Raw genomic sequence first — 22,034 nt, forward strand, 5'->3', positions numbered from 1 at the left:
TTCCACCTCTAAGCAAAGCGTAGGTGGAAGTAGTTCAACATGTGGTCCGTTACGGGGAAGTCGCGGATCAGACGCTCGACCGTTCCGAAATCGACACACTTCGGATCCGACTGGATCAACGGTTGCGCGGATGACCGATCAGGCGGAGTAACGTTGGATGGTGTATCGCGTCCCGTGTTACGAGAGATAATTCGCGTGTGACGTCAAAGCCGGTGATCGGCAGGGTCCGGATTTCCGGAGGAAGACCATCCTGGAAAATCGCCGGTAAAATCGCGATCCCGAGTTTTGCCCGGATGAAGCCAAGGACGCTTGAACCAAATTCCATTTCCGAGGCGACAGTATAGGTCGCTCCACGTTCCGCAAACGCGGCTTTCAGAATATTCGTCGAGTCACAGTCAATCGGCAACGACAGAAACGATGAAGCATCAATCTGATCAAAGCGGACATCGACACAGCCTTCGAACCGTTCGTCGGCTTCATGGAAGTAGAGTAAAAACGGTTCCGTATACAGATGCGTCGACGGATAAGGGTGATCAATCTGACGATCGTCGAGCAATACGGCATCGTACTGATGCTGCTCAAGACCGGCCATCAGTTCGATATATGTGTGTGCCGTCTTGATCTTCAGTTCCGGTCCATCCATTGTTGGATGGTTGGCGAAGTGTTGCGGCAAATAAGACATGGCGACACTCGGCCAGGAACCGAGGGTAAACGACGTCTGACCCTGCAATTGATCAATTTGCCGTTGCATATCGTCGAGCTGTTCGATGATCCGCTGTCCTTCTTTAAACACGATTTCTCCTGCCGGCGTCAACGAGACGCCGCTCGTCGTCCGTGTGAACAGGGGAGCGCCGACCGCCTGTTCGAGATTTTTGATTTGTTTGCTGAGCGCCGGTTGCGTCATATGCAAAAGTTCGCTCGCTTTCGTCAGGCTGGATGTTTCCGCCGTGACGTGAAAGGCTTCGAGCCATTCGGTTTTCATCAGACTTCACTCTCTCTTTACATGCGTGTGCTTTGACGATACTGTACGTTCGTTTCATCTGACAACTGTTTCGCTCAATTTTATATATTCTTTGTTTGGAATATTCCTTTAAGGGTATATATAAAATAAGAAGAGGTGGAAATCATGTCAGAGAGGCTTGAACGAACATTATTTGCTTTATCCGATGCCAATCGCCTGAACATCGTCGAACTGTTAAAGACAGGTCCGTTGCCGGTCGGTGAGATTGCCGCACAGTTAGGTCTCAACCAACCGCAGACATCAAAACATCTAAAGGTATTGCTCGAAGCGGATCTCGTCCGTATCGAACCGGCCGCCAATCGCCGGATCTATCATTTGCGGACGGAGCCGTTTCAAGGTCTCACTGCGTGGAGCCAATCGTTTGAACAGCAGATGGTCAGCCGGATGACACGACTTGAAGGCTATTTGGAACAGATGCAGGACACAGTCAACCCAAAGGAGTGAACGATGATGCAAGAAAAACTAAAAACGAAAGTCGAAGGTTCCGTTTTACAAATGGAATGGACGTTTGATGCTCCGCGCGAAATGGTATTTGCCGCATTCACGGAAAAAGAGCAGCTCGAAGCCTGGGGGGACCGGAAGGCTGGCAAACCGAAATCACGACCTTTGATTTCGTCGAAGGCGGTATTTGGCATTACTGTATGCGCTGTGAGGATCCGAATCAGGGCGAGTTTTACGGCATGGAATCCTGGGGAAAAGCGATTTTCCGACAGATTGATGCTCCGCAAAGTTATGCCCACGCCGACTATTTTTCGGATGCTTCCGGAACGATTTCCGAAGAATTGCCGGGCAGTGAAAACGTGACGACGTTCGAAGCCGTCGGTGACCGGACCCGGGTAGTGTTCCGGTCGGACTTTAAGACCGAGGAAGCCGTAAAACAGGTCCTTGAGATGGGGATGAAAGAAGGATTCACGTCACAATTGCATCGTCTCGACCAATGTCTTCTTCAACGAACCATATCCTAAAAGTTTCTGACAATCCGTCACGGACGGGTTGTTTTTTTCGAACAGTCATTCAGAACTGTCACTCTTTTGGAAAAAAGGTCTTTCATTTTGGGAATTCAAAGGGAAATACTTCATCTTTGGAAGGATGAAGCCGTTATACAAGATGAGATGATTGAAAAAGGGGATCGATAGTGTGAAATGGTGGTCGAAACAACAAGAGATGACGTTTTCAGAACGGATGCAACAAGAACAGGAACATGTTCGCCTGGAAGCGGGGGCGGCATTTGCGCAACAACTTCAGCTGATTGATTTGACGGTCGAGGATTTACAAATCGTCCGTTTGATCCGTCACGATGTCGCAGAGTGGATGCCGCAGATGGTCGATGCATTTTATGCGGAACTGCTCCGGGTGCCGGAGCTGAAACAACTGATTGAACGGCATTCGACACTCGAACGGTTAAAGGGAACGCTTGCCAAGCATATCCTCCAGATGTTTGACGGCCAGGTCACAGCGGACTACATCAGCGTCCGGAAACGGATCGCCGACCGGCATGTCCGGATCGGCCTGCAAAATAAGTGGTACATTGCCGCTTTCCAAAAAGTATTAAACGTCTTCAGCCGAAAAATTGAGGAAAGTACGTTACCCGAGTCGGAACAGGTCCGGATCGTCCGTTCTGCCGGGAAACTGTTTAATCTTGAACAACAGATCGTCCTGACGATGTATGATGAAATGGTCGAAGCTGAGCGGCAGACGGTCACGGATGCGAAACAGCGTGTCGGACAGACTGTTCAAAAGTCGACAGAGGAACTGGCCGCGATGAGCCAACAATCGTCCGCCAGTTTTCAGGAAATGGAGCGGCATGCCCAACAGGTGTCCGTGACGACCGGGGCGATTGCCACACAATTGACCCAGGCCGCCAAAGAAGCGGCAGACGGTGTCGAATTGGTCGAGGCGGAAACGAAACGGTTTGAACAAGTTGTAGAAGAGATGACGCTGACGACGGAACAGATGACACAGCTCGCCTTTTTGTCACGCGAAATCGAACGGATTGCCGGGATGGTGACGGCGATTTCCGATCAGACGAACCTGTTGAGTCTCAACGCCTCGATCGAGGCCGCACGGGCCGGCGAGATGGGACGCGGCTTTACCGTCGTCGCCCAGGAAATCCGGAAACTGGCGGAAGAAAGTAAACGGTCCGCGTCAGAAGCATCAAGCATCGCCCAGGAAATCACTTCGAAAATGGGACAAGTCTCGGAGCGGATGAGCGGGACCGAGCAGTCAGTCGTGCAAACGACGGAAGAACTGACTCGTGTCGTCACTGCCTTTACGACGATTTCCCGTCAAACGGTCGATGTCTCGAAACAAATCATTACATTGTCGCAGGATACGGAACAGGTCGCCGGAACGATTGAAGGGATGCGCCATATCGCGGAATCGATTGCGGAGACGGCTGACGATTTACAGACCGTCGCGACGACACTCTGAAAGGGGAATAGGGATGATAAAACGAATCCATCTGTTGTTTGGAGTTGGAATTCTGATGCTTGCCGGTTGTGCAAGTAACGATTACCCGTCAGAGGAAGCCGTCAAAAACGGTGACATCGTCACGACCCCGGAACGGCATAATCTTGACCGGTTTGAGACCTTTTTAACGCGAGTCGGGCAACAGAAACAGGATACAATCCGAATTACGGGGTATACGACGGAAGGCGAGGCAATCCTTGAAGATGTCACGTATGACGGGAAACGGTTTACCTATTCCCTCGATTCTTCGCGTGATGAATATGGTTCGCAGGCAGACGACCGGAACAAGGAAATCTGTCAAAACCTTGAGCAGCAAACAACTGATGGAGGGAACACCTTTACCCTGACCGGCTGCCAAGAAGGACAGGATCATGAGATTTTCAAATCAAATCCAGGTGAACTTAAAAAATGAAAAACGGTTGATCCTCCGAATCATGCGAGGATCAACCGTTTTTTAGTCGAGTGTCTCTTCGAGAATCCGTAAGGCTTCCCGCCAACTCGTGAACCGTTCGATTAATAAGGTTAAGGAAGGGGCCTGGTGCTTACGCGCAAACCGGACATACTCTTGGCTCGTTAAGTCAGGACCGAGCTCTTCGTATGCCTGGCGCAACGCGTTCAGGCAATCTGCGTCGGAATAAAAACCGTTTGACGACAACCGGAAATGTGCCAGTGCCTGTTTCCATGTCCCGTAATGCCGGATGATGGTGTTTGCGCTCACCATCTGCGTATGTGTTTCCCGTAACTCAGAGTAAGAGCGGATGGTCACGCGCGAGCCACGCGTCTTGATATAAAAAGCGATGCTTTCATCCACACTCCAGCGTTTTTGGCTGGACGTACCGGGTTTTGCCCGATTCAGCATCAAATGGTCCTCGGTGGACAACTCGAACGGTTTGACGATGCCCGCTTGTTCCAATAGTTTGGTCCAAGAGCCAAACCGTTGTTCAATTTCCTGTAAAGAGGGATAGGGCAGGTAATGTGCTAATTTTTGGTAATGTGCTGCTTTCATCGGTGTTGTATGTAACTGGTGAAGACCTTGGATCAAGCGAATGATTTTTTCATTCGTCGTCAAGGTGGAAGTGGATGTGTGCGTGGTTTCTTTCATCAAGAAGTCTCCCTTAGTGGATCGTTGGAACGTAATGGGATTAGTGTACCATCTACCTCAAAGAGATTTAACTAACAAAATCGTAAGGTTCAATGGGACGGTCGTCTCGAACAGAGAAGGATTTCGCACCCATCAGCCTTCCGGAATGGCCGTATACCGGTAAGCGGTCGTTCCTTTGAAAACAAACAGCACACCGGTCGCGTCTTCACTCCGGTATAACTTCGTTCCGGATTGCCAGTCTGTCGCCGATTGGTCCGTCAACGGTTGTTTGGCGGTAAGTTGTTTCGTGACAGTCGAAAAGGAAATCACGTTCTTTTTTTTGATTGTCGCATCTTTTCCGTCGAGCCGATACACCCGGTCGTCTGCCCGGATTAAATCAGCTGCCGGATCTTGACGGGCTTCCGTCGCAATCGAATCCGTCGTCGAAGTCGTTATGTCAGTCGTACATCCTGCTGTAAAGAATAGACTGCTCATGACGAACAGTGTGATTCGTTTTTTCATGTTCTGTCCTCGCTTTCCTGGCTGTTTATTTATGTCGTAATTTACGATATAATCGGATATGTCGATATAAAAGGGAGTGAACGAGATGTCAGCGATTCATGAAGACTTTGCCCGGTTGTACTATCATCTGCATCCGAAATGGACGGAAAATTTGTCGCATCAAAGTGTCCGGATCTTGCAAACGATTCAAATGACAGGCGCCATGACAGTGAAGGAGATTGCAGCCCGGTTTAATTTGTCTCCGAATACCGCGTCGGAGCATGTAAAGAAACTAGAAGGGCTTGGGTATGTCGTCAAACAACGGTCATCTGTCGACCAGCGTGTCGTTCAAGTCAGTTTGACGCGTGAAGGACGGACGGCCGTCAAAACGCATACCGAACTCGACGCAAAGCGTGTCGAGCATGTTTTAAAACAATTATCTCCTGCAGAACAACACATGATTCAAACGGCATTTCAGCTGTTTCGCGAGGCGACCGATGACTGCTTTTCTGATTAAGATTCTGACCAGTACCGTCATTATCGGTTTTGTCACGGAATTGGCCCGACGTTCCCCGACGTACGGCGGGGTGATTGCGGCCCTGCCGCTCGTCAGTCTGATCAGCCTCATCTTGCTCGTCCGACAGGGTCAATCAAAAATGGAAGTGACGGCGTTTGTCAAAAGTGTCCTGTACGGCTTGCCGGCGACGTTTCTTCTGTTGCTTGTGTTGTACCTGTTATTGAGCCGGGGCGGATCGCTGATTGTCAGCGTCCTCTGCGCCGGAGCATGTTGGTGGGTTGTTTGGATGCTGCAGCAACAGCTGATGTTGTTCTGGAGTCGACAATAGCCCCGGATGTCATTCGCGTGTCGCTGGTAGAGAAAACAAGGCCAGCAATGCATCCATCGTTTCGTCAAACGATCGAACCGGCTCGTAGCCGAGCGACCTGATTTTGTCCGTTGCATACGTCGGGCGTTCAGCCGCACGGGCCGGAACCTGATACGGTTTGCCGGAGGCTTCAATCAGCTGCATCCGAAAGTCCGTTTCCGGAATATTGGCATCGACGGCATGGAACACGTCACCAGCTTTTCCACGTGTAAGGACGAGGACGACCATCTCGGCAATGTTATCGGCATGGACCCAGTTGACAAGATCAGCCGGGTGGACCCAGGTCACGCGATCCGCTTCCTGCATCCGTCTGACTTGCCGGTCCCCCCAGTGCGAATCGTGTTCAGCGCAAATGGCCCCGGGGCGCAGAATCCGGACGTCCAAGCCGCGGGCGGCATAATCGAGGAGAATCTGTTCCGACCGGATTTTGGTACGGATATAAGGGGCCGGATGATCAACCGCAAGTGGAGACGACTCCGTCATGTGACCATTTGCCGGTTCGCCATAGACGGATGTCGTCGAGATGTGGAGGACACGTGCTCCTGCATCTAACGCGGCCGTTGCTAAATGAATGACACCTTCAACATTCGACTGGTGGGCGAGATTTTCATCATCACCAAGATAGGCGGCACAATGGACGACCCAATCGATTTGTTCGATCGCTTTTTCAAGTGACGTTTGATTGGTCAAATCACCAAAAACCGGCGTGATCCCGAGTGATTCGAATTCAGTGAACCGCTCCGCCTGTCGTATCAATCCCCGGACTTCAAGCGCCTCTGACAATAATCGTTTTGCGATGCGCAGTCCAAGCGTCCCGGTAACACCGGTGACGAGAATCCGTTTTCCGGACAGTTCCATCTGTTCAACCTTCTCTCTGGATTATTTGACCCGCTCAATCGTTGCGACGAGCGGTTTTTTGTCGTTTCGGTATTCAAAGCGGATAACATCACCCTTTTGGAGAACGGATAATTGATTCGTCCGCCCATCAATTTTCGTCTTGCCGTCCAGCGTGACTTCGGTCAAGGCATACTGTTCCTCCGGATTTTGCTCATCCGGACCGAGCGAAAGCTGATTGCCGTTCATCTCTTCGATAACGTATGCCTGATCGGAACAACCGGATAAAATGGGTACGATAAATAGACTCAACAGCATCAGCCAAATGGTTCGACGCATGTTTCCACCACACTTTCATTGGTAGGATTCAGAGATTAATTGGTTATGTTCATTGTAGGGATAGGAAACGAAATGCGAAAGTGAAATATGGATGGATTTAGTCAATTTGATAAAAAGGATGGTAATATTAAGAAAAAAGGAGGGGCTTCATGAATACTTTTGCTAAAAAAGTACTAATCCTTTTCGGCGTCATAATCGTGATGTCTGGTCTGGTGATTTTCCTGTATGTCCAGTCGATGGAACCGGACCAACCGGAAGCGGATCGTATCGTACGCGAGACAAAATCGTATATCACAAAACACTTCAAACAGGCAGAGCTGGAAGGCGTCTTTTACGACGCTGCGGGAAAATACTCTGATTTTGATTATGCCGTACAATTACAGGATCCAAAAACTGATACGGAATTTTTTGTCTACATCGATCAGCAGACAAAGCAGGTTACGGATACCTATTTGTCTGAACAGTGGTCGCAAAAACTGACGGAACAGATCCGTCCGCTTGTCGAAAATATCTTCGGTTCAGGGACAGCTTACAGGGCCGTCTATTATCCGGACGATGTTCAGCAGTTGAAGTTGGAGCCGACATCGTCAAGTGAATATCAGAAAGCTAAAATTCCGCCATTCATTACGATTACACTGCAACGGGACCGGTTACCGACGGAAGAAAAAAATCTGACGCGGCTGGCAACGGCTATAAAGAAAAAGAATTTACTCCGGCGCGGAAATCTGGCTACGGAATATATTAGTGAAAAAGGTGTTCTGCGGGAAGATGAAATCGGATTTAATACGTACTTTTAACAAAAGAGCGAACGACCTGGAGTGTCAGGTCGTCCGCTCTTGTTCAGTTTCCAGTTACCAGGCTTTGAAGGTAAACGATTCCCATGAACAAAATCCAGACACCAATCGGAATTTCTAGACTCATCAAGGCTTGCGTCAGCCGGTACGAAGCCCGTTTGTTCTGTAAGTAACGATCTGTCACGAAAAACAGGAATGCTGCAGCTAAGCTGAGGATACCGGCGTAAGGATTCAGGAGCAGGAAAAACCCGGCTCCGAATGCAAGGTGCAGCACACCCGACACAATGAATTCAGCTTTTTGATGTTTAGTGATCCGTCGGCTGATGATCTCACTGAGCAGTGAAGTGATCCCGCCGTAAATCAGGATGAACGGAAAACTGTACATCAGGTAGGCTGGAATGCTGATTAAAACACTTGAAAGATACTGCCAAATTGAGTTGTCAGGTAAGCTAGTCGGACCCGGAACAAACAGACCGAACAAAATGGCGAAGATAGGGCCGGAGATGGAAGCCGCGATTATTTTCCGGTAAATCATACGATGTGTCTCCCTTCTTGCTCTTGTACATGTTTCGCTTCCCGTACCGGAAACAACAGACCTACTCCGATAATCAGAGCACATCCGAGAAAGATGGCCGGTAATCCGAGGGTCGCGACAAATGACATCGTTCCGAGAATGATTAAGTCGAACGCGGAATCGACGAGATTGAGCAGTGAGAGTGTCGTCGCCCGGCTGCCGGACGGGATGTGTTCGTTGATTATGCCGGAATAGAGCGGCTGGCGGATCGACCGGATCATCCGAAGGACAAAAAAGAGCACTAAGGCAATCCATAAACTGTCAAACAGGAAACTTGCCAGCGTAACGGCAAGCAGTGTCATGATTCCGGACAGTTGCATCAGCGTCGTTCGTTTAAACCGGAGGAGAAGCCACGCGAGATGACGAGTGATCAGCATGCTGAGTAGAGCAGCGCTGGCATACAAGACACCAAGCCAGACGACGGGCAGTCCGGCCCCTGTTACGTACGGTTGCTCGAACTTGCCGAAAATGACAACAGACGGAATCAATACAATCGTGAAGTTGAGAAAGACTTTAATTAAATCCGGGGACTTACGGATAATCTGCCAACCGTTTTTGACATGGGTATACGGGTTGTCCCGGAACTGGTCAAACGATTTAGGGTTGATCAGACTAAAGATCAACAGGAATTCGATGATTTTGAAAAGAATGCCGATGAGGATCAGGAACCGAAACTGACTTTCCGCCAAGTCCCGGACGAGATAGGCACCGATCAGGCTGGTGAAAATTGTCGCGGCAAACATCACGGACGAGATCTTCGCCATGACCTGACTCATTGTCTTTTCCTGTCCACTTTCCTTTAGTGATTCGTAAATTAGGGCATCGTCCGATCCGGAAAAGAAGGACGTGGATAATCCCCACAGCAGACCCTGAATCGAAAACCACCAGAGATTATCCGCAATCAGTAACAGACTGGTCGAAAAGACGCTGATCAGGCTGCCCGTTAAAAACGATGCTTTTGGTCCGAAGCGGTCGGCAAAGGTACCGGTCGGGATTTCCGATACTAACGTTGCGGCACAATACATAAAGAGGATGATCAAAATGTCGGATGCCCACAAGCCGCGCTGAAAATAAAATAAGGTGATGACCGGATCAAGGAGGTTGATCGTTCCAAACAAGGTGATGAGATAAAAGACGCGAACGTTATGGGTGGCCAGATTATGATAATTTCGTTTGATGAACATGATTTGTCCTAACTTGAACTGTAATGGCGACGCATTGATACAGCGTATCGTATATGATTATAATGATAATATATGGAATTTGAAAGGAATAATTAGGAACTTCAGGAGGAGTGGTATGAAAATACAGTTGGAAGCCTGTACGGCACTGGATGCAGAAGCGTTATATGCATTTGAACTCGAGAACCGTCTATATTTCGAACAATCGATTCCGTCGCGAGGCGAAGACTATTACCTGCCTGAGATTTTTAAGCAACGGCATGCATCACTCTTACAGGAACAGCGGGAGGGCATTTCATTCTTTTATCTGATCAAGGATGTCGACGGAGAAATTCTCGGCCGAATCAATCTTGTCGACCGGGATATAACTACTAAACGGGCCGAACTTGGCTACCGGATTGGACAAAATCATACGGGTAAGGGGATTGCCAAAGAGGCCGTCCAGTTGCTGATTAAACAATGTCCGAAGCTTGATATTAAGGAAATTCAAGCGAGGACGACAGACGGAAACATCGCTTCGCAAAAAGTCCTGACAGGTAACGGATTCCAACAAGGAAGCAAAGCAGTAGAAGTCGAACTGAACGGTCAACGGATGATGCTCATTCAGTTCAAACGGACGATGATTGACTGACGTCAAAAATGACTCCGGTAGTTTAACCGCGAGTCATTTTTTAGAATTGCCGTACGATTTCCGGAGAATCTTGTGCGAAATCCAAAAATACAGAATCGCGGATGCGCCGCAAAGCATCAGGAAAGGCAGCAAGAACAACAGTTCACTGAACCGAACGACTCCGTTATGATTTAGTAAAACAATAACCAGGGCGATTGTACTGCCTGATGCACCATACAACAAAGGGACTGTCTTCCAGCGTTTAGGGAAGAATGAAACGAATCGTTTCTTCAGCCAATCGACGAGGATTCCTGAAATGAAGATGACGGGAAACGAATAGAACGTGTAAATGAGGAAATAATCGAAAGCCTCGGAAAAGACATCTTTATCTGATTCTTCGAAAAAGGCATAAACGGATAAAACCAACGTCAATAGACCGGAAGTGGTGATTGCGGTCAGAGCGGCCGCGAAGAATTTGTTTAACATAGACGAGTATCCTTTTTTCATCTCATGATTTTTTGATACTGTATCAGCGTTGCCTTGTCATTCAGCGGTTTCCGGACACCGGTTTCGACGTAACCCATCTTTTCGTACAACAAACACGTTTTCGTTTCTTCAATGAGACTCGACAGTTCCCACGTCTTGGCCTGCGGATAACGGGCTTCCGCGAGCAGCATGGCTTTTTTGGCAAATCCTTTGCCTTGTGCATCCGGGGCCAGAAATAGCGGACTGATCCGGAAGTGAACGTCTTCTTTCCAACGAATACAGATTGCGCCGACGAGCTGTCCGTCCGCGATGATCTTTAAGAAACAGCTCGCTGGATGATGAATTCGCGTATAGACCCGGTCAATCGTTTCATTGGCCGGATTGGTATCATAATCTTGATACTTCTCAAGCAAGGGACTGAAGGCTGCGACTTGCAACTTCCATAAAGCGTCGGCATCGTTATCGATTGCCGGTTCCAAGTGAATCATCGTATCCATCCTTCCTATTTGTCCGGGATGGAATTATTTTACCATAAGGTCATTCGCATGGAATTATTTTTCCTTTTTTAGAGAAGACTGTCCCTGCCTGAAAAAGACTATGGTATAGTAGATAAGTTAAAAAATACCATCTATTGACTTGGGGGGATGAGCATGACGCGCCAAAAAAATATCGTCTATAATGTCTTGTTAAATGAGACACGGGATCAGGTCTTGATGGTCAAAAACATTGGACCGTCGTATTCGTATTACACGTTGCCGGGGGGGACGGTCGAAGCGGGAGAGACGTTGCCGGAAGCAGCAGTCCGGGAAGCGAAAGAAGAGACTGGTTATGACGTCGCAGTCGGGGAACTGTTGCACGTCAGCGAAGCCTTTTTTCCGCAAGTCGATGAACATTGTCTGTTCTTCTTTTTCCAGTCCGAAATTCGCGGGGGCGAACTTGGCACGATTTTCCCCGATGAAATCGAGGAGATTTCGTGGGTCACGATTGCTGAGGCCGTTCAGTTCATGAATCTGTCAAAAGAATACGAACAGATTCTGACGACGCAACAGACGGTCCCGTATGTCTTCAACGGACAAATCACCCATTGAGTGGAGGGACACGCATGCAGATTGTCGAAACAACGGATCTCGATATACTGGCCCGGCTGAACCGCTACGTCCATGAGCCGCATGTCGCGCAGCAGCCGGACTTCTTTAAACCGTATGACTTTGCGATGGTCCGGGCGTTTTTTGCGAAAATCGTCGGAACCGGCAGTCATCAGTTTTTGATTGCCGAACTCGACGGCGAAGCAATCGGCTACGTCTGGATCGAATATCTCCGGCGTCCGGAAAGTGCCTTTCATTTTGCCAATTCGAAAGCCCGCGTCCATCATCTCTGTATCGTCGATGATAAACAGCAGCAGGGTTTCGGTCGTCAGTTGTTACTTGAAGTCGAGCGCCGGGCACTCGAACAGGACATACATAAAATCGACCTCGACTACTGGATGAGCAACGACGGGGTCGATGTCTTCTACGAACGGCTTGGCTTTGAAAAGATGCGCCAAGTCGTCACAAAATCGTTGCATTAAGAAAGAGGGAAGTACGAATGGATTATACAGACTTGAATTTTATCTTTGGACTGTTGCATTTGTTTGTTCAGTTCATGGCCGTCCCGGCAGCTATCTACGCGCTGTATTTGTTACGCAAAATTGCCAATAAATAAGCGACACCTTGTTTCCTCGACGGAGACAAGGTGTTTTGTATTATATCCATTAAAAACAGGGTACTTAAATAATGAACGACGTCTCAAGAAAGCCTTGGAACTAGGAGGGATCAGATGTTATTTTTATTCATCGGTTATTACGATGCAGAAAAGATGAATCAGTCCTCGCAGCAAGAGCTCGATGCCGTCATGGAACGCTGTAATGTACCGTTGGAAGATTTTTTTACAAAAACGAACGTCTTGTATGAGTGGCATCCGGGAGCGGAGACGAAACGGGCCCGGCTCCTCGACGGACAGATTCAGCATCAAGACGGACCGGACCCGGATAAAACGGAGCAGATCGGCAGTTTGGTCGTCTTTGAAGCGGTTGATTTGGAACAGGCGGTCGACTTGGCATTACTTCATCCAACGACCCAGTTACCGGAAGCACAGAAGTACGGCTGGCGGATGGAAGTGCGGCCGCTGATCGACCCAAAAGAAGCCAAATAGTCGGTTTTTCAAACATACAGCGCATCGATGCGTTGTATGTTTTTGTGTTTTTCGGGTATACCTGTTTCATAGCGGATCAAAAGAAACCAGAAAGTCAGGTGAAGCAGACGTGTCGATCATTACCTTTGAAGACGTGCAGTACAAACATATACTCCGTGGCATCACGGGAGGATTCACGGAAGGCAAAATCACGACGCTCGTCGGACCAAGCGGTGCCGGCAAATCGACGTGCTTAAAACAGATCAACGGACTGATTTCCCCGAACAGCGGTCGGGTTCGCTACCGCGGCGAGGACTTGGAACAGATGAACCTCGTCGAACTGCGGAAACAAATCGGGATGGCGTTTCAAAGTGCACCGATGTTACCGGGATCCGTCATGGATAATCTCAGTCTGCCGAAAACGATTTTCCACGAGACATTGGCACCGGACGAAGCGAAGCGTCTGCTGGAACAAGTCGATCTCCATGTCGACCTGAACCAACCGGTCAAAGAACTGTCGGGCGGTGAACGGAGCCGGCTCGCGATTGCCCGGACGCTCGTCAATCGACCGGATGTGTTGTTGCTCGACGAAATCACGGCCAGTCTCGACTTTCGGATGGTCAAGGAAATCGAGCAGCTGATTCAACGTCTGCAACGCGAGCTTCAGGTGACCGTCATCTGGATCACACATGATCTGGATCAGGCACGCCGGGTCAGTGAAGACGTTTGGTTCCTAAAAGACGGACAACTGCTGGAGCAGGGCAACGTCTCGCTGCTTGAACCGGACGGAGCACGTTCGGACATTCAGGCGTTCCTAAAGGGGGAATTGTCATGAGTTACATCCAGTTGGCAACTTCCTTGATTTTCATTGCGATTCCACTGATTCTCGCCTTTACACTGAAACTCGGTCTCGAAAAAGACATCCTGATCGCGACCGTCCGTTCCATCATTCAACTGCTGATCATCGGCTATATCCTGACGTTTGTGTTTGAGAGCGATAGTCCGATCTACATCCTGCTGATGATTCTGTTGATGATTGGTGCGGCGACACTTAACGTGATCCGTAAAGGTGACGGGATTCCCGGCATTCAGTGGATTGTCCTCGCGACCTTGGTCTCGGTCGAAGTGTTGACGATGGGACTGATGCTCGGACTGAACATCATTCCGTTTGAAGCCCAGCAAGTCATTCCAATCAGCGGGATGGTCATCGGAAACTGTATGATTCTGTCGCTGTTGTTCTTGAACAAGTTCAAGGATGAAGTTGAACGCAGCGACGAAGTAATCGAATTGATTTTATCCCTCGGCGGTGATACGAAAACGGCGATTGATACGAGTCTCAAAAGTGCCATCCGGACGAGTATGATTCCGACGATTGAGGCGCAGAAGACGATGGGACTTGTTCAGCTACCAGGAATGATGAGCGGTCTTATTATCGGCGGGGCCGATCCGATGGAAGCCGTCCTGTATCAGCTGCTGATTTTATTCCTGTTGCTGACGACAGCAGCGACGTCGGCTGTCCTCGTCGGTTACATGTCGTACCGGAAACTGTTTAATCAGAAATCCCAGTTCATCGGTCTGACGTACCGAAAAAACAAGCGGAACTAATCTGTATCCTCAAACAGCCTCTGAGACGCTCAGTGGGCTGTTTTTGATTTTGGAAAATATTAGTTTGAAGATGACGTCTTGTGTATAATGATAAATGGAATTAAATTGTAAACTAGAGGTGTTGGAATGACCAACTTATTACAGATCGAACGATTGACGAAGACATACATAAGAGGAACCGAAACAATTCATGCACTGGACGACGTCTCGTTTTCGATGCAGGAAGGGGAATTTATTGCCATCATGGGAACGAGCGGATCCGGAAAAAGCACCTTGCTGAACATTCTCGGGGCACTCGATCAGCCGACCGGCGGGACACTGCGGCTGCGGGACGAACCGCAACGCGATATCTTTACCGAGCCGGCAGCGACGTTATACCGCCAACAAAATATCGGATTCATTTTTCAATCGTTTCATCTGCTCGACGATTTGACGGTTTCGGAAAATATCGCCTTGCCGTTGATGCTCAAAGGAGTGGACGCAACGACTATCCGGCAACGGATGGACCATCTGCTGGAGCACGTTGGTCTGTCACGGTGGGCGAAACACCGGCCGACTGAATTATCGGGCGGCCAACAGCAACGGGTGGCAATTGCCCGTGCCTTGATTGCCGAGCCACCGATCATTTTAGCGGATGAGCCGACCGGTAATCTCGATTTCCGTACATCAACAGACATCATGACACTGCTGAAAGCATTGAACAAAGACCAACAGACCAGCATCCTGCTCGTCACGCATGATGCGCAAGTTGCGTCTTACGCCGATCGAATCCTCTACTTCCACGACGGACGCATCGTGGCCGATCAGCCGTCGACCGGTGAACTTGGACCCATCATGGAGACGTTTGAGCGTTACGTGAGGTCGGTATGAAGCAGGAAAAACGGCATTTGTTCCGGTTGGCTCTGAAATTATACCGGAAAAGCCCGATGATCCTGCTGACGTCGATCGGCAGCGTCATGATTTCGATTTTGCTTGTCCTGTCGATGGTATTATTCGTCTCGCAAAGCCAGGCGTCCGTTCAAGCGGATATCGAGCGGCTTTATGGCAAGATGGATTTATCGGTCGGGTATCAAGATAAACGGACGGAAGTGATTGATCAGTCCTTCCTCGACCGCTTAACGCAGGATAAACAGACCAGGCAGCTCTCACCGGTGTTGATCACGAATCTGACCGTGACCGGTCAAACGACGGCCGATGTGTATACGATCGGGATAAAAAACGATTCACTTGCGAAAAGCCGCTATCACATCAAACGATCCATCGACCGCGGTGATATCATCCTGAATGCGGGATTAGCCGAGGCATTTGATGTAAAAGTCGGGCAGGAACTGACCGTTTCAAGTGCTAAGTACGAGGTGGTTGAGATTTTGCCGGATGCTGCGGCAAGCGGGACGGCACCGGATACGCTTGTGATGAACTATGACGATGTGACACAACTAAATGCCGATGTCAGTCAGAAGAAGCGTGCGACGTATGTGTTGGTTCAATTAAAACCGGATGCGGACGTCGTAGATTATGCCGACCGTTTAACTCAAAAAGTCCCGGGATTGCGCGTGGATCTCGCAGAAACTGCCGCTTCTGACGTTAACGGTGTTTCAGCGATGCAGGTCTATGTCGCCATCATTGCCGGATTGATTTTAATCGTCTCCGCGTTTATCCTGATGACGAATTTTGATGTCTTTCTCCGCAAACACCGCTATCAATTCGCCATCATGCGGACGCTTGGAGCGACGACGCGGCAATTGTTCCAAATCTTCATGATGCAGTCGAGTCTGATTGTCTGCGCCGGAGCATTGATGGCTTTTTTATTAAGCGGATTATTTTACGGAGCATTGCAGGAGCAGTGGCGGGAATTGTTTGCACTCAAGGGGACGGTGATTGCCTTTAACTGGCAGCTGGCCGGTCTCGTGACGGTCGGCAGCAGTCTGTTGATTCTGTTATTGCTGAGTGGCTCTGCTTACCGCAACCGGCGGATTCTGCCGATTCACGTCATGCGTCAAAACCATGCCGGACCTAAAGTGTCGCGGCTTCGGGAACGGATGGCCAAGACGTTCGCGGCTCTTACTGTCGGTGCATTGTTATATGCGACGATTCTCGCACAAACCGAGAATCACCGGGCCGGCGGTTATCTCGGATCGACCATCAGTTTTCTCGTGCTGATGTACAGCGCAACGCCCTTATTGCTTCAACAGCTATTGGTTCGGATTGAGCCGTTGCTTCAAAAAGTAGCCGGGCCGACGACGTTTGTGGCGGTTCGAAGTGTATTGCCGCAACTACGGAAAAATGCGTTGTTGATGCTGATTGTGCAGATTTTACTCGTCGTCGTTGTACTCGGTTCGACGTTCCTCGAGACGATCAAACAACATGAGCTGACCTATCTGAAAGAACAGTATCCGACAGAACTGGTTCTGAAAAGCCGCTTGATTGAAGGGACAAAAGCTGATCCGCTAGAACTGACACAGACGATTGAAAAAGAACTGCCGAAAGCAAAAAGTACGTTTATTTCACCGGCGAGTGGACTTGAAATTCTCAAGTCTGATCAAACGATCACTTTAAGTTATGCACTGACCGATTTTGAACGGCTCGACGCACTCAGGAAACCGGTTCTTTCTTCAACACGCGATCAATTCATCGTCTCCGAGACATTTGCCAAAGCAAATGACTTAGCAGTCGGCGACCGGCTTGAGATGGGGCGGTTTATCAATGGAGAAGCGGGGACTGTCTCGGTTGGTAAATATGAAATCGGACGGATTGATCCGGACTTACCAACGGATGCCTGGTTCGACTGGCGGTCTTCGATCCGGACTTCTGAAGACCGGATTGGAGCCTTGTACATAGACGCAACCGACACCGAACAATCCAGAGCAATCTTGCAGGAGCTGACGACCCGTTACCCGACACTCCAGCTGAATCAGTATGAGACATCAGTCAAACTGGCGAATCAACAATTGCAGGAACGGTGGATTGTTTTCATTGTTGCACTCGCCGTCATGAGTGTCTCGGTCTGGTTTGGACTTGCCAATTCATTGTTGAATTATTTAGCGACGAAACGACGTGAGTATGCGTTGCTCCGGACGTTGGTCTTGACCCGGTCATCCCTCCGGCGTCTGATTGTGATTCAGATGCTGATTTTTATCGGCAGCGGGATTGGATTCGGACTCATTACCGGCATCGGAACGACCTTCTTGATTTCACGCGTCGACGGTGGAGACATCGCATTGAACTTGACGAGTATCAGTGCGACAGTTGTCGGGCTGGTTATGCTCGTATTCGGACTGGTCTTTTTTGCGACAAGACGCAAACAGGAGAATTTGGTCGACGAATTAAATCAGTAACAAACAAGCCGTGCATCCGATTCCTGCAAGAGGGACGGATTCACGGCTTGTTTTTATGGTGCGAAGATTTCAGCAAACGGACGAGAAAGAACAATGCGACCAGTACGAGTAACACATTCGTCACAAGCGTCAAGCGTGGCAGGTCAAGAACTGTTGTATTCAGCAGATTGATGAAAATCAATCCAGCGAGGAACCAGCGAAAAGTACGAGAAAACAATGAAGAACCTCCTTTCGTTCCCGGCTTTTCTTCAAAAAGCAGGAAATCTTTAATGAACAGCGAATTCTGTCTACAGAGAACAAAACGGAAACGGGGCGTTCGAAATGCGAAAGACGGTACTGGCACTACTCTTATTAGGAATGATCGGCGGCATCGGTTGGTTTTTTCTTGAGCAGGAACAGGATGAAACGTTTGAACAAATCGTACGGGCCCGGGTGACAAAACACGTCTCCGAGCAATATGGCAAAGAGACGATCATTGCGGTCAGGTCTGCCTATGACAAGACGGCTTCTTCGAAAGAGGCAAGGCATCAGGTCGCCGTTCAATTGAAAACCGATCCGCGCGGCGAGTATCAGGTCTTTCGACTGGTGAAACAACAGGTCGTTTTCGTCGGACGGACCCGCTCGTTACCGGAACGGGAATAAGCTGAACGCATCAGTCTTCCTGCGTCCGTAAACGCAAGTAGGAAACGAGCGTCGGGACAGCGAGCGCTAAAGCGACAGCCGTTGCGAGCAGGAGCGGCACGGAATCAAGCATTATGTACGAGACGAAGGCTGCTACAATCAGTACGGTTCGAAGGACATTCAATCGAAATGGTGTAGTAGGAAGATCCTGATCAGGGACGATGTACGACATCCGGTACTGAAAGTAGAAATGGATCAACAGTCCAAGTTGGATGACTAGCAGAAAAGTCGAATCGGATTGTTCGAAAAAGATGGCATATATCGTCATCATCATGACGAGCAGATACAAACCGGTCGTGACAAGCAGACGTTTTTTCAATAGAGCATCCTCCTTTTTATTATGTAAGCTATTTTTAATATACGTATTTTTCAACTAAATGTTCCCAGAAACTTGATTTAAACAATCGATCATCATGTCATGAGAGGGGAAACAAAGATGTATTATGGGTTATGGACAAAGTTTAAGACACAAGTCGGTGAGGGACAACGATTGGTGGAGGTACTGTTAGAAGCAGCAACTTCCTTACAGGATGTCTCGGATTGTAAGCAGTATGTCGTCAGTACGACCGAAGAAGCTGATACCGTAATAGTCCGGGAGATTTGGACGGATCAAGCGGCACATGCTGCGTCTTTACAGTTGCCGGCGACCCGGCAATTGATTGAACAGGCGCGACCGATTCTGTTAAAGGTCGAGCGGTTGCTGGAAGACCAGCCGCACGGGGGCAAAGGTCTGGCATAATTTTCACAAAAAGAGGGACCCCTTATAGCCAGAACACGTATGATCGTCATGAGGTGAGAAGATGAACAAACAAGAATGGATCCAAACCATTCAGACCATCCGCAAGCGAACGAAACCGGCCCGGATTTTATCGGCAGTCGTTACCGGTGGCGCCTTTTTAGCGGCTCACTTTTTTGACCGATCCATTTGGTCGATTCTGATACTAATCTGTGCACTCGCGGTTTCCGGCATGATGTTAGGTCGCGAAAGTTTCGAAATCAGTCGGCTGTCAGACTCGACACGTGCCAAACGGTTGATTCGACTCAGGTCCATCATGGGTTTTGGTATCATTTCACTCATGCTGCTCCTGATCGTCACTACTGAACTTAGAGATGATACGGACATATCACTGCTTTACGTGGCAGGCTTCATGCTGCTGGCGATTGTCATCGAAACCGTCCTTGAGCACCGGATCCGTCGAGCCGATCCAGAACAGCCGATGAGCAAAGAATACCGCTGACTAAATCCATCTGTTGAAAAAGCATCCGGATGCTTTTTCTTGTGTTCAACTGACGGTATAAGCAGGCAAATCGCTTTCCTGTCCGGCTCTGGCATATGATAGGAACGACTCGTACAAAAGGAGGGCTTCTTATTCTTGCCATTATCATCGGATTAATCATCGGGATCCTCGTGCCCGTTCAAACGAGTGTCAACACACGCTTACGCGGCATCGTCGGCTCGCCGTTCCTTGCCTCTCTGCTCTCTTTCAGCATCGGGACGGTTTTTTTGATCGTCCTGACGCTGTTCGTGGAACAGAATTTCCGTCTGAATCCGGGTGTCTGGTCGGAACCCGCCTGGATTTGGATCGGCGGTGTGCTCGGTGTCATCTTTTTAACTGGAAACATTCTGCTCTTTCCGCGAATTGGCGGTGTCCAGACGGTGATCATGCCGATTTTTGGACAGGTGCTGATGGGGCTGTTGATTGACAACTTCGGTTGGTTTTCTACAAATTCCACACCGCTTTCGTCCACAAGACTAATCGGTGCGGGATTTGTTTTACTTGGTGTCGTCGGAACGGTTGCGCTCGGCGATTGGCTTTCAAAACGCCGCTATCCGGAACAAGCGAAACCAGTCGATCCAACGATTTACGGTTGGCGGGTCCTTGGTGTCATCATGGGTATGATGAGTGCCGCCCAAGCTGCGATTAACGGCCATCTCGGAGTTGTGCTCGAGTCCGCCATTAAAGCAGCATTGATTTCCTTTATCGTCGGAACGGTGACCTTGTTGCTTGTCAATCTGATCGTCCGGACGAAGTGGCAGTTTGACCGGTCGCTCCCGACTCCATGGTGGATTTGGATCGGCGGGTTGATCGGCGCCTTGTTTATCGCCGGGAATGCAGTTATCGTCCCGCTCGTTGGAACGGGCGTTGCCGTCGTCATCGTCACGATCGGTCTGTTGACCGGCAGTCTGTTGATTGACCGCTTCGGATGGTTTGGCGCAGCCAAAACGCCGGTCACCGGTGTTCAATTATTTAGCCTTGGTTTGATGATTGTCGGGATCATTTTGATTCGCTTGTAAAGAAATGTCTCCTTTTTGGATCTAATCAATCCGAAAAAGAGACATTTTTAGTTTTAAACACTCCATTCTTTCCATACTATGATTCATCATCTCCTATAAATTGTATAATGAAAGTGGAAGGAGCGAAGAACATGAAAAATAAACAAGAACGTACCCAGTTCATCCAAGAAGCGAAACGACATCTGGTGAAGCAACGGATGATGAGCGCATTATTATACGGAACAAGTATTGTCCTGATTGTCGCCAACCGCGGTGCCTACTGGCCGTTCGCCGTTCTCATCGTTGCACTGGTGCTGATTGCCCAGTTGCATTCCAAAGAAGTCAACCGGGATATGGCGCTGACGCCTTATCCGGCAATGAAGCGGATCATCCAAATCCAGTATGTAATTGATTACTGTTTCATCGTCTTGGTCGGTCTTTTTCTGCCGGTCGTATTAAATCTGAGCTTGCCGTTCTTCACGAGCATCGGTGTGTATCTGTTGCTCGCCATCATGCTCTTGATGGCGGATACGATCCTTGAACGCCGTGGAAAAGTACTCGATCCCGAGCATCCGACAAAAAAAGAGTTGCGGACCTATCCGAAGACGTGGAAAAAGTTGAAGATTTAAATGGGGGCCAATCGATGCAAGAAACCAATGACATTTACCATGTCTTAAGTGAAAATGAAATACTGCACGAACAGTTAACTTTCGTCGACCGGCTCGGACTGCCGGATGCCTGGATTTGCGCCGGTTACATCCGGTCGTTGATTTGGGGGCTGACTTTGACTGAGGAACAGGATATCGATGTCGTCTATTACGACGCGACCGATACATCGGAAGCGACGGAAAAACAGTATGAAGCGTTATTGAAATCTTGGCAACCGTTGCCGTGGTCCGTTAAAAATCAGGCGCGGATGCATCTGAAAAACGAGTTACCGCCGTATCAATCGACCTGTGACGCGATCGCGCATTTTCCGGAGACGGTGACGGCGATTGCGGCGAAGTTAACGGACGGACAATTTCAGTTGTACCTGGCATATGGCGCATCCGATTTACAGACCCGGACGATTCGTCCGACCCCGCTGTTCTCAAAAGGATTACCGCATCATACTATCTTTCAAAAACGCGTAGCCGACAAGGGATGGGACAAGCGGCATGATTTACAGATAGTCAATCAGTTCTGAATAATTCAT

Annotated in this window: 32 protein-coding genes; 21 read left to right on the top strand and 11 right to left on the bottom strand. The window is 49.1% G+C overall.

The genetic code is table 11. The features are described 5' to 3' along the window. Positions 1–115 precede the first annotated feature (115 nt). Positions 116–982: a LysR family transcriptional regulator gene (locus AC3IRK_RS07905; protein WP_188004305.1), complete on the bottom strand. Its 867-nt coding sequence runs from the start codon at positions 980–982 to the stop codon at positions 116–118. 144 nt (positions 983–1,126) lie between these two features. On the opposite strand from AC3IRK_RS07905, the gene AC3IRK_RS07910 reads away from it, so the two are divergent. From AC3IRK_RS07910 to AC3IRK_RS07925, 4 genes are all read left to right on the top strand, one after another. Next, entirely contained in the window at positions 1,127–1,465 is a 339-nt protein-coding gene (locus AC3IRK_RS07910; RefSeq protein WP_426355334.1) for an ArsR/SmtB family transcription factor, read from the top strand. 197 nt (positions 1,466–1,662) lie between these two features. Beyond that, on the top strand, positions 1,663–1,986 hold the full coding sequence (locus AC3IRK_RS07915; RefSeq protein WP_489170703.1) for an SRPBCC family protein: 324 nt from the start codon (positions 1,663–1,665) through the stop codon (positions 1,984–1,986). 172 nt (positions 1,987–2,158) lie between these two features. Further along, positions 2,159–3,451 (top strand): protoglobin domain-containing protein, encoded by a 1,293-nt coding sequence (locus tag AC3IRK_RS07920; RefSeq protein ID WP_489170704.1) that lies wholly within the window; start codon positions 2,159–2,161, stop codon positions 3,449–3,451. 13 nt (positions 3,452–3,464) lie between these two features. Continuing rightward, positions 3,465–3,902 (top strand): DUF4362 domain-containing protein, encoded by a 438-nt coding sequence (locus AC3IRK_RS07925; RefSeq protein ID WP_489170705.1) that lies wholly within the window; start codon positions 3,465–3,467, stop codon positions 3,900–3,902. A gap of 42 nt (positions 3,903–3,944) precedes the next feature. On the opposite strand, the gene AC3IRK_RS07930 is transcribed toward AC3IRK_RS07925, so the two are convergent. Together AC3IRK_RS07930 and AC3IRK_RS07935 are read right to left on the bottom strand one after the other, a co-directional pair. After that, on the bottom strand, positions 3,945–4,592 hold the full coding sequence (locus AC3IRK_RS07930) for a homing endonuclease associated repeat-containing protein (protein ID WP_489170706.1): 648 nt from the start codon (positions 4,590–4,592) through the stop codon (positions 3,945–3,947). Between the two features lie 132 nt (positions 4,593–4,724). Then, on the bottom strand, positions 4,725–5,093 hold the full coding sequence (locus AC3IRK_RS07935) for a hypothetical protein (RefSeq protein WP_131504138.1): 369 nt from the start codon (positions 5,091–5,093) through the stop codon (positions 4,725–4,727). Positions 5,094–5,178: 85 nt separating this feature from the next. On the opposite strand from AC3IRK_RS07935, the gene AC3IRK_RS07940 reads away from it, so the two are divergent. Both AC3IRK_RS07940 and AC3IRK_RS07945 read left to right on the top strand, forming a co-directional pair. Beyond that, positions 5,179–5,589: a MarR family winged helix-turn-helix transcriptional regulator gene (locus AC3IRK_RS07940; protein WP_131504139.1), complete on the top strand. Its 411-nt coding sequence runs from the start codon at positions 5,179–5,181 to the stop codon at positions 5,587–5,589. Continuing rightward, on the top strand, positions 5,570–5,917 hold the full coding sequence (locus tag AC3IRK_RS07945; protein ID WP_489170707.1) for a DUF3147 family protein: 348 nt from the start codon (positions 5,570–5,572) through the stop codon (positions 5,915–5,917). The genes AC3IRK_RS07940 and AC3IRK_RS07945 overlap by 20 nt, the downstream gene beginning before the upstream one ends. A gap of 9 nt (positions 5,918–5,926) precedes the next feature. On the opposite strand, the gene AC3IRK_RS07950 is transcribed toward AC3IRK_RS07945, so the two are convergent. Further along, positions 5,927–6,814, bottom strand: coding sequence for an NAD-dependent epimerase/dehydratase family protein (locus AC3IRK_RS07950; protein WP_489170708.1), 888 nt, complete (start codon positions 6,812–6,814; stop codon positions 5,927–5,929). A 21-nt stretch (positions 6,815–6,835) separates the two neighbouring features. Further along, positions 6,836–7,129, bottom strand: coding sequence for a hypothetical protein (locus AC3IRK_RS07955; protein WP_131504141.1), 294 nt, complete (start codon positions 7,127–7,129; stop codon positions 6,836–6,838). 149 nt (positions 7,130–7,278) lie between these two features. On the opposite strand from AC3IRK_RS07955, the gene AC3IRK_RS07960 reads away from it, so the two are divergent. After that, positions 7,279–7,926 (top strand): hypothetical protein, encoded by a 648-nt coding sequence (locus AC3IRK_RS07960; RefSeq protein ID WP_489170709.1) that lies wholly within the window; start codon positions 7,279–7,281, stop codon positions 7,924–7,926. 43 nt (positions 7,927–7,969) lie between these two features. On the opposite strand, the gene AC3IRK_RS07965 is transcribed toward AC3IRK_RS07960, so the two are convergent. Both AC3IRK_RS07965 and AC3IRK_RS07970 read right to left on the bottom strand, forming a co-directional pair. Further along, positions 7,970–8,458, bottom strand: coding sequence for a hypothetical protein (locus tag AC3IRK_RS07965; protein ID WP_489170710.1), 489 nt, complete (start codon positions 8,456–8,458; stop codon positions 7,970–7,972). Beyond that, complete coding sequence (locus tag AC3IRK_RS07970) at positions 8,455–9,681, bottom strand: MFS transporter (RefSeq protein WP_489170711.1); 1,227 nt, start codon at positions 9,679–9,681, stop codon at positions 8,455–8,457. Before AC3IRK_RS07970 ends, AC3IRK_RS07965 begins: the two co-directional genes overlap by 4 nt. Positions 9,682–9,796: 115 nt before the next feature. Between AC3IRK_RS07970 and AC3IRK_RS07975 the strand changes: the two genes are divergently transcribed. Beyond that, on the top strand, positions 9,797–10,309 hold the full coding sequence (locus AC3IRK_RS07975) for a GNAT family N-acetyltransferase (RefSeq protein ID WP_489170712.1): 513 nt from the start codon (positions 9,797–9,799) through the stop codon (positions 10,307–10,309). A 33-nt stretch (positions 10,310–10,342) separates the two neighbouring features. Here the strand turns inward: AC3IRK_RS07975 and AC3IRK_RS07980 are convergent, their stop codons facing one another. Further along, a complete protein-coding gene (locus tag AC3IRK_RS07980) occupies positions 10,343–10,774 on the bottom strand; it encodes a hypothetical protein (protein WP_489170713.1) in 432 nt (143 codons plus the stop codon). A gap of 17 nt (positions 10,775–10,791) precedes the next feature. Further along, positions 10,792–11,262 carry a GNAT family N-acetyltransferase gene (locus tag AC3IRK_RS07985; RefSeq protein WP_489170714.1) on the bottom strand — a complete coding sequence of 157 codons (471 nt, stop codon included), beginning with the start codon at positions 11,260–11,262 and terminating at the stop codon, positions 10,792–10,794. Positions 11,263–11,424: 162 nt separating this feature from the next. Here AC3IRK_RS07985 and AC3IRK_RS07990 point away from each other — a divergent pair, with 162 nt between their 5' ends. The 7 genes from AC3IRK_RS07990 to AC3IRK_RS08020 all read left to right on the top strand — a co-directional run bounded on the left by AC3IRK_RS07990 (position 11,425) and on the right by AC3IRK_RS08020 (position 17,883). Continuing rightward, positions 11,425–11,862, top strand: coding sequence for an NUDIX domain-containing protein (locus tag AC3IRK_RS07990; RefSeq protein WP_165871623.1), 438 nt, complete (start codon positions 11,425–11,427; stop codon positions 11,860–11,862). 14 nt (positions 11,863–11,876) lie between these two features. Continuing rightward, positions 11,877–12,341: a GNAT family N-acetyltransferase gene (locus AC3IRK_RS07995; RefSeq protein ID WP_131972722.1), complete on the top strand. Its 465-nt coding sequence runs from the start codon at positions 11,877–11,879 to the stop codon at positions 12,339–12,341. A 248-nt stretch (positions 12,342–12,589) separates the two neighbouring features. Beyond that, complete coding sequence (locus AC3IRK_RS08000) at positions 12,590–12,964, top strand: YciI family protein (RefSeq protein ID WP_131972721.1); 375 nt, start codon at positions 12,590–12,592, stop codon at positions 12,962–12,964. A gap of 109 nt (positions 12,965–13,073) precedes the next feature. Further along, complete coding sequence (locus AC3IRK_RS08005; RefSeq protein ID WP_489170715.1) at positions 13,074–13,778, top strand: ABC transporter ATP-binding protein; 705 nt, start codon at positions 13,074–13,076, stop codon at positions 13,776–13,778. Beyond that, complete coding sequence (locus AC3IRK_RS08010) at positions 13,775–14,548, top strand: ABC transporter permease (protein ID WP_131972719.1); 774 nt, start codon at positions 13,775–13,777, stop codon at positions 14,546–14,548. Before AC3IRK_RS08005 ends, AC3IRK_RS08010 begins: the two co-directional genes overlap by 4 nt. Positions 14,549–14,674: 126 nt before the next feature. Beyond that, positions 14,675–15,418 (top strand): ABC transporter ATP-binding protein, encoded by a 744-nt coding sequence (locus AC3IRK_RS08015; RefSeq protein WP_131972718.1) that lies wholly within the window; start codon positions 14,675–14,677, stop codon positions 15,416–15,418. Next, entirely contained in the window at positions 15,415–17,883 is a 2,469-nt protein-coding gene (locus AC3IRK_RS08020) for an FtsX-like permease family protein (RefSeq protein ID WP_131972717.1), read from the top strand. Before AC3IRK_RS08015 ends, AC3IRK_RS08020 begins: the two co-directional genes overlap by 4 nt. Before the next feature lie 40 nt (positions 17,884–17,923). Here AC3IRK_RS08020 and AC3IRK_RS08025 read toward each other — a convergent pair whose 3' ends face one another. Continuing rightward, entirely contained in the window at positions 17,924–18,100 is a 177-nt protein-coding gene (locus AC3IRK_RS08025) for a hypothetical protein (protein ID WP_165871622.1), read from the bottom strand. A gap of 104 nt (positions 18,101–18,204) precedes the next feature. Between AC3IRK_RS08025 and AC3IRK_RS08030 the strand changes: the two genes are divergently transcribed. Continuing rightward, the gene (locus AC3IRK_RS08030) at positions 18,205–18,525 is read left to right on the top strand and encodes a hypothetical protein (protein ID WP_131972716.1); all 321 of its coding nucleotides are present in this window, start codon (positions 18,205–18,207) and stop codon (positions 18,523–18,525) included. Positions 18,526–18,535: 10 nt separating this feature from the next. Here AC3IRK_RS08030 and AC3IRK_RS08035 read toward each other — a convergent pair whose 3' ends face one another. Beyond that, positions 18,536–18,883 (bottom strand): hypothetical protein, encoded by a 348-nt coding sequence (locus AC3IRK_RS08035; protein WP_131972715.1) that lies wholly within the window; start codon positions 18,881–18,883, stop codon positions 18,536–18,538. A 117-nt stretch (positions 18,884–19,000) separates the two neighbouring features. Between AC3IRK_RS08035 and AC3IRK_RS08040 the strand changes: the two genes are divergently transcribed. The 5 genes from AC3IRK_RS08040 to AC3IRK_RS08060 all read left to right on the top strand — a co-directional run bounded on the left by AC3IRK_RS08040 (position 19,001) and on the right by AC3IRK_RS08060 (position 22,025). Next, positions 19,001–19,303, top strand: a complete 303-nt coding sequence (locus AC3IRK_RS08040) for an antibiotic biosynthesis monooxygenase (RefSeq protein WP_131972714.1) — start codon at positions 19,001–19,003, stop codon at positions 19,301–19,303. A gap of 61 nt (positions 19,304–19,364) precedes the next feature. Continuing rightward, positions 19,365–19,802, top strand: coding sequence for a hypothetical protein (locus AC3IRK_RS08045; protein WP_489169796.1), 438 nt, complete (start codon positions 19,365–19,367; stop codon positions 19,800–19,802). Between the two features lie 95 nt (positions 19,803–19,897). Then, the gene (locus tag AC3IRK_RS08050; RefSeq protein ID WP_131972712.1) at positions 19,898–20,860 is read left to right on the top strand and encodes a DMT family transporter; all 963 of its coding nucleotides are present in this window, start codon (positions 19,898–19,900) and stop codon (positions 20,858–20,860) included. 131 nt (positions 20,861–20,991) lie between these two features. Continuing rightward, the gene (locus AC3IRK_RS08055) at positions 20,992–21,468 is read left to right on the top strand and encodes a hypothetical protein (RefSeq protein ID WP_489169797.1); all 477 of its coding nucleotides are present in this window, start codon (positions 20,992–20,994) and stop codon (positions 21,466–21,468) included. Positions 21,469–21,482: 14 nt separating this feature from the next. Continuing rightward, entirely contained in the window at positions 21,483–22,025 is a 543-nt protein-coding gene (locus AC3IRK_RS08060; RefSeq protein WP_489169798.1) for a nucleotidyltransferase family protein, read from the top strand. The last annotated feature ends 9 nt before the right edge of the window (positions 22,026–22,034 follow it).

The sequence above is a fragment of the Exiguobacterium sp. GL_137 genome (assembly GCF_057834585.1).